Source organism: Nocardia pseudovaccinii NBRC 100343 (genome assembly GCF_001613225.1).
In the GTDB taxonomy this organism is placed as follows: Bacteria; Actinomycetota; Actinomycetes; order Mycobacteriales; family Mycobacteriaceae; genus Nocardia; species Nocardia pseudovaccinii.
Window position 1 is genome coordinate 1 of the sequence record NZ_BDBY01000035.1, and the last position, 17,506, is coordinate 17,506.

At 65.1% G+C, this 17,506-nt stretch carries 12 protein-coding genes and 1 pseudogene; 3 read left to right on the top strand and 10 right to left on the bottom strand.

All coding sequences use genetic code 11. The features are described 5' to 3' along the window. The 3 genes from NP3_RS48915 to NP3_RS05155 form a co-directional block, all read left to right on the top strand. Window positions 1-362: hypothetical protein (locus NP3_RS48915; protein ID WP_063038297.1), on the top strand; the 362-nt coding region annotated here is incomplete at its 5' end. 396 nt (window positions 363-758) lie between these two features. Next, complete coding sequence (locus tag NP3_RS05150) at window positions 759-2,489, top strand: enoyl-CoA hydratase-related protein (RefSeq protein WP_084508189.1); 1,731 nt, start codon at window positions 759-761, stop codon at window positions 2,487-2,489. A gap of 191 nt (window positions 2,490-2,680) precedes the next feature. Beyond that, complete coding sequence (locus tag NP3_RS05155) at window positions 2,681-3,604, top strand: esterase/lipase family protein (protein WP_063038299.1); 924 nt, start codon at window positions 2,681-2,683, stop codon at window positions 3,602-3,604. 132 nt (window positions 3,605-3,736) lie between these two features. Here the strand turns inward: NP3_RS05155 and NP3_RS05160 are convergent, their stop codons facing one another. From NP3_RS05160 to NP3_RS05200, 10 genes and pseudogenes are all read right to left on the bottom strand, one after another. Further along, entirely contained in the window at window positions 3,737-4,567 is an 831-nt protein-coding gene (locus NP3_RS05160) for an RNA polymerase sigma factor SigF (protein WP_063038301.1), read from the bottom strand. Between the two features lie 413 nt (window positions 4,568-4,980). Continuing rightward, window positions 4,981-6,144 (bottom strand): Fic family protein, encoded by a 1,164-nt coding sequence (locus tag NP3_RS05165; protein ID WP_218024810.1) that lies wholly within the window; start codon window positions 6,142-6,144, stop codon window positions 4,981-4,983. A 96-nt stretch (window positions 6,145-6,240) separates the two neighbouring features. After that, window positions 6,241-7,062: a YceI family protein gene (locus NP3_RS05170; RefSeq protein WP_063038304.1), complete on the bottom strand. Its 822-nt coding sequence runs from the start codon at window positions 7,060-7,062 to the stop codon at window positions 6,241-6,243. Then, window positions 7,062-8,042 carry an MSCRAMM family protein gene (locus tag NP3_RS51390; RefSeq protein WP_373864730.1) on the bottom strand — a complete coding sequence of 327 codons (981 nt, stop codon included), beginning with the start codon at window positions 8,040-8,042 and terminating at the stop codon, window positions 7,062-7,064. Before NP3_RS51390 ends, NP3_RS05170 begins: the two co-directional genes overlap by 1 nt. A 54-nt stretch (window positions 8,043-8,096) precedes the next feature. Beyond that, window positions 8,097-9,590: pseudogene (locus NP3_RS51395) on the bottom strand (MDR family MFS transporter); the annotation flags it as partial. 37 nt (window positions 9,591-9,627) lie between these two features. After that, window positions 9,628-10,125: a MarR family winged helix-turn-helix transcriptional regulator gene (locus NP3_RS05180; RefSeq protein WP_063038306.1), complete on the bottom strand. Its 498-nt coding sequence runs from the start codon at window positions 10,123-10,125 to the stop codon at window positions 9,628-9,630. 230 nt (window positions 10,126-10,355) lie between these two features. Next, on the bottom strand, window positions 10,356-11,717 hold the full coding sequence (locus NP3_RS05185) for an MFS transporter (protein WP_245720821.1): 1,362 nt from the start codon (window positions 11,715-11,717) through the stop codon (window positions 10,356-10,358). 244 nt (window positions 11,718-11,961) lie between these two features. Beyond that, a complete protein-coding gene (locus NP3_RS05190) occupies window positions 11,962-12,255 on the bottom strand; it encodes a hypothetical protein (protein WP_063038308.1) in 294 nt (97 codons plus the stop codon). Window positions 12,256-12,427: 172 nt separating this feature from the next. Next, window positions 12,428-16,921, bottom strand: a complete 4,494-nt coding sequence (locus tag NP3_RS05195; RefSeq protein WP_063038310.1) for a caspase, EACC1-associated type — start codon at window positions 16,919-16,921, stop codon at window positions 12,428-12,430. Beyond that, complete coding sequence (locus tag NP3_RS05200; RefSeq protein WP_063038312.1) at window positions 16,918-17,295, bottom strand: effector-associated constant component EACC1; 378 nt, start codon at window positions 17,293-17,295, stop codon at window positions 16,918-16,920. Before NP3_RS05200 ends, NP3_RS05195 begins: the two co-directional genes overlap by 4 nt. Between the last annotated feature and the right edge of the window lie 211 nt (window positions 17,296-17,506).

The following is a 17,506-nucleotide window of genomic DNA, read 5'->3' on the forward strand; positions in this document are numbered from 1 at the left end:
CCTGGATCGCCAAAGGCGGTACACGCCAACCTGGTGCGAGCCACCTGCCCGTACCGGTGCTATTCGGACATTTCGCGCTCGCCGTCACCGGGCTGGTCGTGTGGATCGTCTACCTCGCCCTCGACAACGACGCCCTTGCCTGGATCGCATTCGCACTACTGATCCCGGTGGCACTGCTCGGATTCGTCATGCTGCTGCGTTGGCTGCCCGTCTACCGAGCACGCACCGAAACCGCAGCTACCACAAACCCCGAACCGGCGGAGAAACACTTCCCGTTGGCCGTCGTCGGTGGTCACGGCGTCCTCGCCGTCACCACCGTGGTCCTCGTATTGCTGACCGCCCTCGGTGTCGGCGGGAACTGATCATCGTGTCCCACCCCGCGCTACGAGTCGTCCACGACCCGCCAACACCGTCGATCTGGCCGCCGCCGAGCTCGCAGCCCGGAACTTCCTGACCGCGCTCGGCGTCGGACTCGACGACGAACACCTGCACGCCACTCCCGGTCGGATGGCCCGCGCCTACGCCGAACCCCACACCCGTTCGATCTCCCCCCTTCCCCAACGACGAAGGCTATGACGAACTGGCACTCGCCCGCCGCATCCCGCTGCGAACACCACCTGTTGCCCTTCCGCCGTGTACCGAGTCGATGGTCCGGTCAACACGTAGACTTCCCGCACTAACCGAACTATCCGGCCCGGGCCACAGCGCGGCAGGCTACCGCAACACAATTGGTGCGCTTTCTTATCACAGGAGCTGGGATGGGACTGCGGATTCTTCTGCTGTGCAGCGCGGACAACGGGCTGTGCCGTCGTGCGCGGCTCGTTCTGCAACGCAGCGGGAATACGGTGCGCACCGCGACGGTCGCTGACAGCGACGACATCGGAAAAGTCGTCGCGGGAACCGACTTCGACCTCATCATCTGCCCGTACCTGACCGTACGCATCCCCGAGTGGGTAACTCGCCGCTGGTGGCCGAAAGTGGTCGTCATCCATCCGGGACCGGTCGGCGACCGAGGTCCCAGCAGCCTGGACTGGGCCATCACTGACCAGGAACCCGTGTGGGGCGTGATCGCGGTGACAGCCACCGATGTCATGGACGCTGGGCCGCTCTGGGCCACCCGAACTGTCGCGCTCCCACAGGGCCAGAGAAAGTCCGATATCTATGGCTCGATCATCTCCGATGCCGCTGTTCAATGCATCGTGGAGGTCGCCGACAAAGCCGCCGACCCCACGTACCGGCCCATCGACCAAGCTGACGCGCATCGCCCGATCACGCACGCACGAACCCGGCCGAGGATGCGTCAGTCCGACCGGGCGTTCGATTGGCGAGACGATTCCGAGCTGATTCGGCGACGCATCCTCGCCGCCGATGGATCTCCCGGAGTGCGTTCACATATCGCTGACCGCTCGGTATATCTCTACGACGCCCATCCAGGACGCGGAGACGTCCTCGCATCAGCGGGAACGGTGGTCGGACGACGACATCACGCGCTGGAAATCGCGTGCGGCGACGGCAAGAGTATCTGGATAGGGCACCTGCGAGTCGACCTCGGCGACCGCTGGTCGTGTAAAGCACCCGCTGTCTCGGTCCTGGACCGAGCCGGGGTCCCGGCCCGCTCACTTTCGCCCATTGCGGGACAGGCTCCGGCGTCAGCCACACCAGAAGTATTCGAAGACATCGCCTACCGATCGATCGGCGAACAGGTCGGTGAGCTGACCTTCCGCACTTACAACGGCGCAATGTCCACCGATCTGTGTCGACGGCTGGCGCGTGCGATCCGCGCCGTATCGCTGCGCGACAGTCGCGTACTGGTGGTGCGCGGTGAGACCGGGAAGACGTTCGGCAACGGAATGCACCTCGGCGCCATCGAGTGCGCCGATGACCCCGCCAATGCGGCTTGGCAGAACATCGTCGCCCTCAACGAGGTGTGCAAGGAACTTCTGCTGTGCCCCAAGCTGACCCTCGTCGCAATCACCGGATCCTGCGGTGCGGGCGGTGCGGTGATGACGCAAGCCGGCGACGTCGTGGTCGCGATCGGTCGTGCCGTCCTCGACGTGCATTACGCCACGATGGGATTGCGTGGTTCCGAACTGCACTCGCTCACGTTGCCACGACGTGTGGGAGCGGCCACAGCACACCGCCTGCTCACCGAATGCGAGCCCGTTGACACGACACAGGCGCTGGATATCGGTCTGGTCGACCACGTCGGCCCCTATATCGAGTTCGACCCCTGGCTCAACGAGCTAGCCCACGAATACGCGCTGCCGGAACTCTGGGAGAAGACCATCCGCCGCAAGCACGAACACCTTGCCCGCGATCTCGGACACCGACCACTGGAGGTCTACGAGTGTCGGGAACTGGCGGAGATGGCGGCAAACCTGTTCGACGACTCGCTCGGCTTCGCCGCGAAGAGGCGGGCATTCATGCAGAAAGCCTCTCCTCGACCCTCGACAGGGCACGGCGCGCTCGGCATGAGTAAGACCCCATGAACTCCCGTCGCCATCGACCGGCACCGCAGTAGTTCAGCCTTGAACACGTCACTCGGCGAACACAGACACCGATCGCCACGGGCCGCCCGTCGAGTGGCGCATCGGCGACGGTAGCGGGTCCCCTGACCAGCATCCGGGGATTTTATAGGACTAGACTTAGAGAAAAGTTCGGTCGTTCCTGGGAGCTCGATATGGGAACACGCGGATACATCGGCCCCATCCTGGCCGCCACCTTGATCTCCTTGGGACCGAACGCAGTTACGCCCGGCACTGCCGCAGCCGCCGGTCCGCAACCGGAGGCGACTTTCGCGGAGATGATCGCCCGCGAAGCCTGGTTCGTGACCTCCGGGCAGGACCCCGCTCAATCGCCGCCCGGGGTGAATGTGCCGTGCACGCCGTCGCAGCCCCATCCGCGGCCGGTGGTGCTCGTGCACGGCTTCCCCGCCAATCAGTACAACGGGTTCGCCCACATCGGGCCGAAACTGGCGAATGCCGGGTACTGCGTGTACTCCCTGAATTACGGCGGAACCAACGCCTTCGACGGCGGCATCGCCGGGGTATCGGTATCGGTGCCACAGGTATCGGCCTTCATCGACAGGGTCCGTGCCGAGACCGGCACCACCGAGGTCGACCTCGTCGGGCATTCCGGTGGCGCATTCGTCTCGCTCTACCTCGCCAAGACCGACCCCGCAGCCACTGACGAGATCGGCACGGTCGTCGCCTTGGCACCACCCACGAACGGAATCACCGGAGGACTGGTCGCCGACGCGACACGGCTCGGGCTACGCGGACTGCTCGCAGGGATATGCGGGATCTGCGAGGACGTCTCACCCGGCTCGACCGCGATGGCCCGGCTGCACGACGGCCCGATCGCCCGGACCGGCATCCGCTACACCACCATCGTGTCGACACACGACTCGATGGTGTCCCCGCCCTCCACCGCGGCCATAGACGAGCCTGGCGTCACCGACATCGTCGTCCAGGACCAGTGCCCCGACGACCCGGTCGGCCACAGCGGCCTGGCGTATGACCCCAGCGTGGACTCGATAATCCTGAACACGCTCGATCCCGGGCAGCCAGTGCCGGTGGAGTGTGGAAGCGGGCCGCAGTTCTGAAAGACGGATGTTCGCCAATGCCTGCTGTGCTCCGACCACGCGGCGCTGGCCGAAATGGCAACAGCGAGTGGGTCATTCGGGTTGACAGCACTCTCGATCAGACGACCGAGCGATCGATTGCGACAGAGCATGTCAGGCGACTTCGCGCCGGCTGTCCGTTCCGAGCGCTTGCTCCCGCAGCGTGTGCAGAGTCTTGGTGAGAATGCGGGAAACCTGCATCTGGGACACGCCGAGGCGCGCGGCGATCTGGCTTTGAGTCTTGGATTCGAAGAAACGCATGATCAGCACCCGACGCTGGTCGTCGGGAAGCGCAGCGATCAACGGACGCACCGACATCGCGTCTTCCAACAATCGGTAGCACGGCTCAACGGCGCCGAGTGTGTCGATGACCGAGAGGCGAGTGCCTTCGTCGTTATCGCCCACACCGATGTCGAGCGAGTTGGTCTGGTAGGCATTGGCCGCGACCAGCGCCTGAGTGACCTCCCCGAGTTCGAGATCGAGCTCAGCGGCGATCTCCCGCGCGGTCGGCATTCGGCTGAGCCGCTGCGCCAGCGTCTCCACGGTCGGCCGAATCAGCGCCTGTAGTTCTTTGGCACGGCGCGGGACACGCAGCGCCCAAGTGTGGTCGCGGAAGTGGCGCCGCACCTCGCCCATGACGGTCGGCACCGCGAACGACAGGAACGAACAGCCTCGCGTGACGTCGAAACGATCCACCGCCTGCACCAGCCCTAACCGAGCGATCTGCTGCAAATCGTCGAATTCCGTACCACGGCCCGCGAACTTGCGAGCGATGTGGTCAGCCAAGGGCAGACACCGACGCACGATCTCCTCACGCACGACCTGCCGATGAGCGTCCCCAGGCTCCACGGCAGCCAGCTTCTCGAACCATGGCTCGATGTCGTCGTAACTGTCTCCGGCACCGGCCGGTCGGGCTCCTTCGCTTGGAACTGTCGTTCTACTCATCCGAGTCTCCCTCACTTCATATGAAGTTCGATGTCAGTCGGATACCCCAGTTTTCGTAATCGAAACGTGACCAAAGAGCGTCAACCGCCGCAGCACGCAGTAGCCGAACATCACGATGAGCTGTTCGCGTCGCACCGTCCATACGAGCCGACCCCGTGCGACCATGGCTTCATGGTTGACGGTGGGGCACACCATGATTCCGCGTGAGACGATGACGTCGACGAGGCCGAGATCGAGGTCCTGCCGGCGATCTTGATCGACACGACCGAGAACGGTTATGCCCCGGTACTGCGGTGGTCCTCGTCGAAATCCATTGCGGCGAACGAGAGTGTGCACTCGCGCAGCGTGTAGTAGCCCATCAGCGCCTTCATCCTGAAGCACATATTCCAGTCGGCCTCGTCGTGCGGTCCGCGCTATCGCCCGTAGGGATTGTCGAGGACGGTCGGAGTGTCGGCGACTTCTGATACGCGTCCCGGGTAATCCGGTCCGGCGGTGTAGAAGCGTGCTCGAGTGCGCCCGACCGGCTCCAACACCCTGAGTGCAACGAGGTCGCGCAGATCGCGTTGTGCCTGTTGCAGACTCAGGCCTTCGGCTTGTTCGTAGCGGGTTCGGCGGACTCGGCCCGACATCGCGACATCATGCAATGCGCTGACAACCCTTTCGTCCAGACCGATGCCCGCGACGTACTCCTCGAGCAGCGCCCATACCGCGCCGGACCGTACCCAGCGAGCGTGCACCGTTTGCACCTGCTGGTGGTAGGCGGTCAGATTGAACCGAATCCATTCCGACACATCCTGATCCGGCTGATAAGTGCTACCCCGTCGGCCGAGGACCTGGTAGTACTCCCAGGTGTTACCGGGTCTGGCGAGCCAAGCCTCGATGGACGAAAACTCCGGTGCCAGAACACCTTCCCTCGCGATCATCAGTGTTTGCAGCGATCGTGACATGCGTCCGTTGCCGTCGGCCCACGGGTGGATGGATACGAGGTGCAGGTGCGCCATCGCCGCGCGCACCAGCGGGTGTGTGCTGTTGTCGCCGTTGAGCCAATCGACGAGTTCCCCCATCAACCTCGGCAGGCGCTCGGCATCGGGGCCGGTATACGCGGCGATGCTCGGATCGCGGACGTCTGTCACGTACACGGCACCGGCGCGCCACCGCCCTGCCGGACGGCGTTCGGTGTGCCGATGACCTTGCAGCATCCAGTGCAATGCGTTCAGGAAGCCCTTGCTGTAGGCGAAGTCGCCTTCCTCGTGCAGCGTCTGTATATAGGTCATCATCCGCTCGTAGGCGAGGGTCTCGGCCTTGTTCTCCTCGGAGACCTCGACATCTCGTTCACCTGCGATCAGATCCTGCACATCGACGGTGGAGACTTTGAACCCTTCGATGGAGTTCGATGCGGCGACCGCATCCGCGGTGAGGAACTTACGCAGGCCACCCGCCCATTTACCCGGTTTGCCCTGGAGTTCATGACGCAGTTCCTCACGCATCCGGTCAACGTCGGCGAGGACGCGAGTATCGGCTGCGGTGAGAGCAGGCGTCGGGAACAGCACGAACCCACAATATAATGACGTAATCATTACGTCAACGATATTCGTCTAGTGTTCCCCCCTCACCGGGCGCTGCGACCGCTATAGCCGCAATGCGAATCATAAATTTCGGAGGCAGGTGGTTACCTACATTGCGGGTAGCTGGTCGCCTTGTACGACTTCGATGTCGAGGTCGAGTTTGACGGTGGTGCCGATGGCGGCCACTCCCGCGCGCACGACGGCGTTGTAGTCGATTGCGAAATCGTTGCGGTGCAAGAGTGTTTCGGCGTGGAACGCAGCACGCACACCACCCCATGGATCGGCTCCGAACCCACCGTAGGTCACGTCGAGATCGACCGGGCGACGCTGCCCGTGCAGGGTCAGCTCGCCTGGCATCACCCAGGTGTCACCACCGGTGCGACGAAATCCGCTGCCGGTGAAAGTAATCAGCGGATAGGTGTCGACATCCAAGAAATCCGGGGAACGCAGGTGATTGTCACGCATCGAGGTACCGGTATCGATGCTCGCGGCCTTGATCTCCGCGTGCCCGGTGGACCGCTCGAACGGCTCGGCGATATCGAGTCGCCCACTGATCTCCGCGAATCGGGCCTTGATGCTCGCGATACCCAGATGACGTGCGGTTGCGATCACCGTCGAATGCACCGGATCGATCGTCCAGGGTCCCGGCGGCGGCGCCGCCACTGACCCCGCGACCGGCACCAACACCACCTCGCCGAGCGCACCCGTCCCCGCCGGAGAGATCTGCACGGTCCGCGCCACCGGTTCGAACCCGACAGCGGTGAGCACCGCGGTGTGAACACCCGCGGGCAACAGTTCGGTGCTCACCGCCCCGGTCTCGTCGACGACGGCACGGGTGATCTGGCGCCCCCGCATATCTGTCACCGTCAAGATCGCATCCGGTACCGGCCATCCTTGCGCGGTGCACACACGACCGGTCAACCCACTCATCAGCGATCCTCGAGCTCGTAGCCGAGCCGCACGTCGTAGGCGATCTCGCCACCGGAGACAGTGACCTGCCCGGTCACCGGCGGATAGCCACGCGCAACGACCGTGTACTGCCCCTCGAGCAGATCGGTCACGACATAGCGGCCGTTCTCGTCGGTGCGTGCCGTCGCGGTCACCTCCCCCGCCGCGTCGAGCACACTGACCAGCACATCGGGCACCGCCCGGCCGTCGGCCCGCGCGGACCCGGAAAGCACCGCCATCGCGGCCAGCTCGATGTCATGACGCAACACACCGCTGTCCGGCACCGTCAATGTGGTGGCACTGGGACGCATATGCTCGGCGACCGCGACCAAGGTATAGACACCCGACACCACACCGTGACACACGTAGCCGCCGTCGCCGCCTGTGACAGCCGCGCCGACCACCTCACCACGCACATCGGTCAACGTGACGGTCGCACCCGACAGCGGCGCACCGTGGCCGACGGAACGGACTACACCCGACAACTCACCCGAACCCACCAGGGTCACATCCAGGCGCTGGGGTCGCTGACCGACCGACACATTGACTGCGGTCGGCTGGTGCCCCATCGCCGACACGATCAACACGTAGCCACCGGTCTCCGGCGCGGTGATCGCATAACCGCCATCAGCGGCACTGCTCGCCCGCGCGACCTGACGGCCACCGTGATCGATCAACGTCAACACCGCACCCGGGACCGGACGATCGTCCGCACGATGGACACGACCACCCAACGCCCCACCGGCCAAGTCCGCCCCGGACCCGTCGGTCGACAGACCGGTCTGTGACGACGCAACGACCCGGTACACGCGCCCGTTCTGTTCTACCGGCGCATGCCCGGTGACCGACGCGGCCGGTACCGGTTCGGGCTCGGACGCCACCCGCTCGGTGTCTTCCCAGAGTTGAGTTTCGTCCCAGCTCGACTCCGCAAAGGCAGCAAGTTCGGCATCCAGTGCCGCCATATCGTCCGCGACGGTCGGATCATCTTGCGACGCGGACTTTTTCGTGGTCGGGTCGATGTCGATCGTGCGGCGCAGGGGGCGGTTCGGAAGCAGGATGGTCGCGATGAGGGCGACGGCCGTCGCAGCCGCGGCGATGAGGAAGATCCGCCCGGTCGCATCACCGTAGGAGGCACGCACAATCGTGGCTATCGGTGCTGGCAACGCATCGAGATTCAGGTTGCTGCCGCCGGAGGACCCAGTCTTCACCCCGAGCCTGGCGAAACCCTGCGCCGACAGCTCGCTCACTCGGGTAGCCAGCACCGAGCCCAGGACCGAGACGCCGATCGCGCCGCCGAAGGTGCGGAAGAAGGCGACGCTGCTCGATGCCGCGCCGATATTGTGCACGCTCACGGTGTTCTGCACGGCCAGCACCAGGTTCTGCATCATCATGCCGACCCCGAGCCCGACAACGGCGATGTAGACCCCGACCAGCCACAGGTTGGTCGCGTGGTCGATCGTGGACAGCAGCCCGAAACCGACCACCAGCAGCGCGCCGCCGCTGACGACGAAGCTCTTCCACTTGCCGAACCGGGTGATCAGCTGGCCGGAGCCGACCGAAGCGGCCAGCATGCCCGCCACCAGCGGGATGGTCAGCACGCCCGCGACGGTCGGCGAGTAGCCGCGCGCGGTCTGGAAGTACTGACCGAGGAAGGTGGTCGCACCGAACATGCCGACACCGACCGCGATCGAGGCGATGATCGCCAGACCCGTGGTGCGTTCGGTGACGATGGGCAGCGGGATGATCGGCGACTTGGCGCGGGACTCGACCCACACCGTCGCGATCAGCAGCAGCACACCCGCACCGACATACAGCGCCGACTCCGCGGAGATCCAGGCGTAGTAGTTCGCCTTCCCGGCGAAGGACACCCAGATCAGCAGCACCGAAACACCGGCGGTCAGCAGGCCCGCACCGAGCCAGTCGATCGAGACCTCCGCCTTGCGCTCGGTGGGCAGCCGCAGCGTCCGCTGCAGCAGCACCAGCGCGATCACCGCGATGGGCACACATACGAAGAAGCACCAGCGCCAGCCGAGCGGGCTGTCGACGATGACGCCACCGAGGATCGGCCCACCCGACATCGACACCGCCATCACCGCACCCATATAGCCCGAGTACCGACCGCGTTCGCGAGGCGCGACGATCGAACCGATGATCGCCACGACCAAGGCGGTCAACCCGCCCATGCCGATGCCCTGGACAACGCGCGCAACCAACAGCACCGGCACGTTGTGGGCGAGTCCGGCGATGATCGACCCGGCGACGAAAATGACGATGGCCGATTGGACCAGCAGCTTCTTATTGAACAGATCGGCGAACTTGCCCCAGATCGGGGTGGACGCGGCGTTGGCCAGCAGCGCCGTGGTGATGACCCAGGCGTATGCGGTCTGCGATCCCTGCAGATCACCGATGATCGTCGGCAGCGCGGTCGAGACGATCGTGGTGCTGAGCAGCGCGGTAAACAACGCGGCCAGCAAGCCGGTCAGGGCTTCCAGGATTTGACGATGGGTCATCGCGTCCGGATCGCGGCCCGTCTGCGCATCGACTGAATTAGACATCCACTTCCTGACTCTCCGTCGAAACCGGCTCGCGCTCGCCCACCACCGTGTGATGCGCAACCGCGGCCAGTGAATTCCTGAGCTTCTGAACAACCATCGCGGCCTGCTCGGCTTCGTCCTCGCTCCAATCGGCCAGCGCGGCCTGCAATCCCCGTGCCCGCGATACTCGGACCCGCCGCAGCAGATCGCGTCCTTGCTCGGTGATTTGGATGAGAGTGGCCCGGCCGTCGCTGGGATCGGCATGGCGGGCAATGTCGCCCGAGCTCACCAGCTCGGCGACATGCCTGCTCAGTGTCGATGGGGTGATGCACAAGTCCACGGCCAGATCCACCTGTCGGCACGCCCCCTTGGCTTCGAGGGAGCCCAGCACGCCGACTCCTCCTGGCAGCAGGTGCCCCTCTTCTGGCTGTGAGAGGGCAGCGCGGATCGCCCGGCCCATGAAATAGAGCTCCTTTATCAGACTCTGAGCCGTATCGGGCGACACCGCCATGCCCACTCCCCACACGAGATTAGTTGCTTGTGCTACGCAACTATACATAATTTACTTGCGCTAAGCAATTAGCCGAGCGCGGCACCTCGTGGATTGTCGGAAGCCAGGGGGGTGCGCGGCGCTCCGCGGTGTTGCTGCCGCGACAGCTGATCGCCTCGACCATCGACATGATCGTGGACGGCATCGCGCAGTCATGATGTGACGCTTCGGTTCACGCCACGCCGTGCCGGTCAGGATGGCCGGGAAGCGGCTTCCTCGCGGGCAACAAGCGACAGCCGACCACCGCAGATCTGCACCCGCAGGCCAGCGGATCGGGCGAGAACGAGACCGACCAGTGCCGCCGCCGCTGCGGAGACCGCCCCACAGGCGAAAAATCCGAACCGGGGGCCGTATCGTTCGGTGAGCCAGCCCACGATCGGGCCACCGATCGGGGTGCCTCCGGTGAACACCATCATGTACAGCGACATCACCCGGCCCCGCATGGCCGGGTCGGTCTCGAGTTGCACCATCGAGTTGCCGGAGGTGTTGAAGGTGAGCCCGAGTAGACCGACCACCGCGAGCATCACGGTGAAAAGCCAGTAGTCGGGGGCGAAGGCGGTAACCGCCTCGAGCACTCCGAAGCCGATCGCGGTGGCGACCAGCATCCGCATCCGCACCCGTCCGCGGCGGCTCGCCAGGAGCGCGCCGACGAGCGATCCCGCAGCCAGTGCGGTGTTGAGCAGGCCGTATTTTCCGGCGTCGACATCGAAGACGTGGTAGGCGTAACCCGACAGCACGGTCGGGAAGTTGTAGCCGAAGGTTCCGATGAAGCCCACCATCACGATCGGCCAGAGCAGTTGCGGATGCGCGCGCACATAGCGAAGGCCCTCGCGCAGCTGTCCTTTCCGTCTCGGCAAGCGCGGCACCGGCGTCAGCTCTGTTCGTCGCATCGCCAGTAGGCCGCCGATGACGGCCGCGAAGGAGCAGGCGTTGATCACGAACGCCCACCCGGATCCGACCGCGGCGATCAGAGCTCCCGCGACCGCCGGACCGACCAGCCGAGCGGCCTGGAAGTTGGCGGAGTTCAGGCTGACGGCGTTGCGCAGCCGCTGCCGACCGACGATTTCCGGGACGAACGACTGCCGCGTCGGGTTGTCGACCACGGTCACCATGCCCAGAAGCAGCGCCAGCAGGTACACGTGCCAGACCTCGACCGTGCCGGTCAGCGTCAGAACGGCGAGTATCGCGGCGAGCAGCCCCATGGTGGCTTGAGTGATGACCAGCAGGCCCCGCTTGGGGAAGCGGTCGGCGATGACGCCGCCGTAGAGACCGAACAGCAGCATCGGCAGAAACTGCATGGCAGTGGTGATGCCGACGGCGAACGAGCTGCCGGTGAGACCGAGTACCAGCCAGTCCTGGGCGATCCGCTGCATCCAAGTGCCGGTATTCGAAACCACTTGGCCGACAAAGTAATAGCGGTAATTGGGGACGGTGAGGGAGGCGAACATGCCACCCGTGCGATATGGCTGCTCCGATGCCGGGTCCCGCAGATCGGGCCGGACTGAATCGGTGACGGTGGTGTTCTCGTAGTCGTCGGCGCGGGTCGCGGTCAAGACTGCCTTTCCTGCTGTTCAGCTCCTTGTTCGGTGGACAAGCAACATTCGGTTGCTACGGATGGGCCTGGGCAGCAGATATGTCGCGGCGCCTATGTAGACGACAGCGCGCAGCGAGCCCGGCGACGAACTCTGTAGTAACCACACGGGCCGAGGGTTCGGTCTGCCGCGTCACACTGCTTAGCCTATCTAATTAATCATAGGCGCTGGGCACCCAGCGAGCTCGGTGAACTTCGGCGGCACGCTACCGCGACCGCTCATACGACCGATCGAACCGGTTGCCCAACACCGTGTAAGCCGCCAACCACCCACTGCTGGCCGCGATCTCACACAGCGGGCCGGTCGCGACGAACAGGAACCACAGATCGGGCAATCGACTCGTATCACCTCGCCGAATCCGCTCGGAATGGTCGGTGAGATCGCCCACGAGCTCCGCCGCATCCGCATACCGAGATTGCCAGCTCATATCCTGCGGCCCGGACTGCACGATCGCCATCACCTGATCGAGAATGCCGAGTATCTCCGCCGCCGACTTCACCCCACCAGCATGGCACGCCGGAATCCTCCGGAACCGATCATGCCTTGGCGTGCATCAGGAATTCGGCGAGGTAGCTGTCGTGGTACGTCCGCGCAGCCAGGCGGTCGGGTTGTCTGCGAGGAAACAGCTCGGCATCGTGAATCTCGAGTACGCTCGACGGGGACGGCGATGTCTAGGAACAGGTTTCGCGGTAAGGCTGGTTGACCACGAACGTTGTCCAGGCTTCCCGTTCCAGCCCGCCACCGGATAGCGCGCACGCCATTCGAGCCGGGTCGGCGAGCAGATCGATCAGTCGGCTGATCTCCCAACTACGCAGCATTCCGTCGTGACCGGTGGTGAACACAGTACGGTTGTCGGCGCTGAAGGCGATTCTGGTCACTTCGCCGGTGTGGGCCTGTATCAGTCCACCCAACCGGAACGGCCCGCTGTCGCTGATCAACCACGCGGTCAGAGTTCCGTCGTAACCGGCGGTCATGGCGAGCTGTCCATCAGCGGTGAACGCGATCGCCGATACCGCCGATGCGTGCGCGGACACGGGCAGACTGCGGCGATGGGCGTAATCGGCGAGGGGATCCCACAAGGTTAAGCTGCCGTCCAACCCACCTACGGCCAAAACTGTTCCCGCCCGGTCGAATACGACTGTCGAACCAGTGGAGCCGGGTCCCGGCAGCTCGTAGGCACCGCTACCTCCGACCGGCCCGACCGTGCCAACCGGCCACAGCTCCACCTGCCCTCCGATCGGCGTCTGCCCCGCGAGGACCGTCGCTTTGATCCGCGCCATCGTATGCTTGGACAGACTCACCGCCAGCGGCCGATGGTAGTACGGCCACGGGTTGCCCATGGTCTTCGTCAAACCCATTGCGCCGATGTCGAACTGGACAATGTATTCGGCATCCGATACGGCAAGACGATCACCGTCGTCGGTGAATACCAGACCGGTGACCGTCCGCAAGGTCCCACCGGTCGGGGTTGCCTTCCGAGTTGGACGACGCGGGTCGGATACGTCCCACAGCTCGAGCACCGCCTTGTCGCCAGTCCGTCCCCCACCGACGGCAAGCAGTGTCCCGTCCGCGTTCGCCGCGAGTGCGGTGACACCGCCGTCGACGCCGGTAGCGAGTATTGCCAATGGTTCGCCAGTCGTGGTCCGCAGCACCACCTGGTTCCCGCGACCATTGGTCGCCACCCAGCCCTCGGTGACGGCCAGCGCCGTGCCGGGTGTGTCCGACGCCCACTCCGCCCGCCGCGTTACGGCCCATTGCAGGGGGCGCATCGTCCACAGCGACGAGCGCATCGCACTCTCCGTGACCAGTAGCCACTGCGCATCCGGTGCGAAGAGCAGTTCGCTGGCTGTACCGCCGACAGCGAGCGAGCCGGTGCGGCTGGGTTGCGGTCCCGTCACATCCCACAGATCGACCGCGCTGGCGCCGTTGTGAACCGCGAGGGTGTTGCCATCCGGACTGAAGGCCACGGTCGACGCCCCCGCCAGAGGGTCGCCGAGCGTTCGCGGTCGCACCGGATCCGAGAGGTCCCACAGGCGGACGCCACCGATCGCGGCAATCGCGACGAGCCGACCATCAGGGCTGAATTCGATATCGGTGACCTGGTTCGGATCGAGGATGTCGTTGCTGGTCGGCGGCAGAGACATTGGCAAAGTGGCCAATTGGCGCAACCTCGCGTCCACTTGTACCTGCCACACCTGCGGTGGGTCGTCGCCGATCCCGACCAACAGCAACCGAGCCTGTGGACTGAAGGCCAGTTGCCGCACTCGTGCGGTAGCCACCGCGGGTTCTCCGATCGGCTCCGGCCGGGCCGGATCGGTGAGATCCCACTGGGCCAGCGTGCCCTCGTCGGTTCCGATCACCAGGTAGCGGCCATCCGAACTCAATGCCAGGGCGGTTGCCTCTCGGCCGTTGCCGAAGCCGGACCCGATCGGCCGGCCGTGCAGCGGATCGCTGACATCCCACCGCCGCAGCGTGCCGTCGATCTCACCGGTGACCAGTGTGCGACCGTCAGAACTGAGCGCCATTGTGGTGAGTTGCCCGGTCCCGGCGAGCTCCCACTCACCATCGGATCGGGTGGACGTCGCAGCACCTACCGCCCAGGACGCGACGGTATTGCCGAACCCGGCGCGGGACGAGGCGGTCGAGATACTCAGCACATGGGTGCGATCCGAGGAAAAACCTACCGGCACTCCGTTCATCGTGGCGGCCAGCGTCATTGTCGTCACCGCGTTGACCAGGTCCGCCCGCGTCGCGGCATCGCCGTTGATGCGGTACGCGGCGATCCCCAGTTGCAGCGCACGCCGCGGGTCGCTGGCCCGGACCGCGTCCGCCTGCGATACGAGTAATCGTGCGGCCGCTAAACGCAGTTGCGCCTGCTCCTCGCGTTGGCTGGCTTGCAACTGCCGCTGCTGTACCACCAGGAGTACCGTCGTCGACAGCGTGATCACCAGAAAGACCGCGAGCGCCGAAACGAGTACTCGCAGTTGGCGATTCTGCCTGCGTTCGCGGGCACGCTGACGATCTTCCTGCTCCAATTGTGCTCGGCGTCGGGTCGAACTGGCGTCGAGAAATTCGCGTTCCAGCCCGGTCAGTTCGATCTGAGAGGTACCCGCCTCACGCCACAGCTCCGCTTCTGCGAGCGCCCGTCCCCGATACAGCGCATCGGGATCGAATTCGAGCGATACCCAGCGCGCGCTGGCATCGCTGATCTGTTGCCGGACAACAAGACCCGCCCTGTCCTTTTCCATCCACTGGCCGAGGAGCGGCCACGCCCGCAGCAGCGCTTCATGGGTGATGGTCGCGGCATCGGCGTCGACAGTGACCAACCGGGCACGGGCGAAGGCATCCAGAACAGCACGCGCCGAAGCGATGTCGTCGGCCGTGCCTCCTGACTGGAAGTCGGTAAGCGGTACTCTGCGCCGGGTGTGGTCGGTGGTCGTCCCGATGCGCACCATCCGTAGCAGTGTGCGCCGCGCCATCTCCTGCGCCGATGGATCGAGTGCTTGGTAGGTCGCCTCGGCCTGGCTCTTGACCGAGTCCCAGATCCCACCGTCGGCCTGATATCCGGCCAGTGTCAACTCGTTTCCGTCGCGCCGCTGCCACGTCAGCATCAACGCGTATGACAGCAGAGGCAGCGCGCCCGCGGTATCCATTTCGGTGTGACCGACTCGCAGGTCGCGCAGCACCAGATCGGTCAATCCGTGTTCCAACGTCAATCCGGCGACATGCGCGGGCTTGTTGACAACCTCGCGCAACTCGGCGTCGGTCAGCGGTGCGACGACACCGGTGTTCGCGCGCAAAGCGGCCACCAACTCCGGATATGCCAGGCAGCGATCGTAGAAATCGGCTCGCATCGCGAGCATGACCACGGCAGGCGCATCGTCGCCGTTCCCCCTTCGCGCCGCCGCGCACAGCGCCTGGATGAACTCCTGTTGATCGCGCGGGTTCCGGCAGGTGGTGAACGCCTCCTCGAACTGGTCGACGATCAGCACTGTCCGATCGGTGGACCCCGGCTCGCTGCGAGCAGCCGCGACCAGCTTCTCGACCCGTGCTCGATCTGCCTTCAGTTCTCGGCCCAGCACCGTGGCCAGCCGCTCAGTCGGATGCTCCCCCGGTGTGAACACGTGTATCCGCCAGGCCGCCGACCCGGGAAAAGCACCATCTTCGAGGGCGGGCACCACACCGGCCCGCAACAGGGAGGACTTTCCGGACCCGGACGGCCCGAGCAATACGAAGGGCCCGCCCTCGCTGATCCGTTGCCCGAGCTGGTCGATCAACTCCGCAACCGCTGCGGTGCGCCCGAAGAAGTACGGCGCGTCCACGGATTCGTAGGGTTCCATGCCGCGATACGGACAAACCGCACCATCGTCGGGCGCGGCCGGTCGCGACGATGCTTGGCCCGCAACGGTTTCGACCGAAAATGCGGCATTGGGTGCGAGGACCAATCGCCCCGATGTGTCACTGACATGCTGGCGCGGTCGGGGATACCCGGCGGCGGGCAACCGCCGGTCGAGACAGTCGTACACATCTGTCAGACTCAGCAACCGCCCGCGCGTCGGATCACCGGAATCCAACAGCCGCAACAGTTCTCCGGAGAACCCGGTGTAATCCTCGTCCGGCTTCGCCAACGCCTTCTCGTCCCGCGCCGCGGAGCAAAGCACGTGCGCACCCCGGACCGCGCTCGCGGTGAATCCGTCGGCCGCCGCAGTTCCCGGCGCACCGCTCGCCCGCCCGGAGAAACAGCAGTCCAACACCACCACCGTCGAGCGGGCCCTGGACCGCGACAACGCCTCCCGCACCGCGGCGTACGGCAACGCCTGGTAGGCCAGCCCGTCTACCAGGCTGACCGTGCTCATGGCAGCCAGATACAGTTGCTCGTCGGGCCCGATCAGGCCGTGTCCGACGAAATAGATCAGCAGCACGCTCTCGGCCTGATTCGCGGCATCCGACACCGCCGCGCCGAATTCCCGCGGGTCAGCCGGATCATGCACGACTCGCACCGCCGTCGGCGCCACACCGCACCGCTCGATCAGCGCATTTCGCAAGGCGTTCACCGATCGACGTACCGCGGGCACCGACGGCAGCTCAGATCCGCCCGGATGGTTACCCGTGCCGACCAGCAGCACCCGCACACCATCGGCTCGGAGCGCGAGTGGGTCGTTCATCTGTCGGTGCCGCGACCCGAATCCAATTCCGTTTGCAGCCGGGCGGTCAACTCCATAAGTTTGTCCGCAGACAGGTTCCGCACATGCTGTGCGTTCACCTCCAGCACCGAGCTGTCCGATCTGGTGAGCCGCACCGTCACGGACCCGACTCGCCTGCGCAACCACGCGACAAGAGCCGTGGTCAGCGCACCGGCCGCACCGCCTTGTCCGAGAGCGACGATCAGCACCTCGTCCAACGTGCCGAGCTCTCCATCGCGCGGGGGCGCCGCCTGTCGGCGGACGAGCCCGCGCAACTCCTCGACATCGACCAATTCCCGGTCCAGCGAACGCAACTCGTCCGCGCGCTCCGCGTCCACCGCGATAGTCAGATTCATACGTCCCTCGACATTCGATAGCCGACCGTGCTACTGATCATCATCCCTGACCCCGGTCGCGACGGAGGGTTCTTCGATGACCCGACCGGCCCCTGTCCGTCAACGGCAATGCGAACAACCGCAGTATCTTTCGCTGATTGTCTCTCGTCGCGACATGATGAAACACAGCCCGTCCAGTATGGTGCGGACCGCATGATGCGACCGGGTTCAT